Source organism: Arthrobacter sp. Y3223164, from assembly GCF_059091005.1.
Genome location: NZ_JBNHGF010000904.1, coordinates 1 through 381, shown reverse-complemented (window position 1 = coordinate 381; position 381 = coordinate 1). Strand labels below are relative to the sequence as shown.

Below are 381 nucleotides of genomic sequence, written 5' to 3'. Positions count from 1 at the left end.
GCCGCCTCGGCGCAGAGCAGCGGCACCGGGGACGTGAACCTGAACGCCATCGCCGCCGCGGTGATCGGCGGGACCAGCCTGTTCGGCGGCCGCGGCTCGGCCTTCTCGGCCCTCCTGGGCATCCTGGTCATCCAGTCCATCTCCAGCGGCCTCACCCTGCTGAACCTTGAGTCCTCGTTCCGGTACATGATCACCGGCCTGGTGCTGCTGCTGGCCGTGATCCTCGACGCCGTCTCCCGCAAGTCCCGCACCTCGCACGGCCGCGCCTAGTGGCCGGCCGCCGGAGCGACATGTTCCTGGGCATCGACATCGGCACGGGCAGCAGCAAGGCCGTGCTGGCGGACGCCGGGGGCGGGGTGCTGGACAGCGCCGCGGTCGCGC

1 pseudogene is annotated in these 381 nt (G+C 72.2%); it reads left to right on the top strand.

Annotated features, from left to right (window positions below):
* Nucleotides 1-270, top strand: a pseudogene (locus AC5RUJ_RS18650) (sugar ABC transporter permease); the annotation flags it as partial.
* Between the last annotated feature and the right edge of the window lie 111 nt (nucleotides 271-381).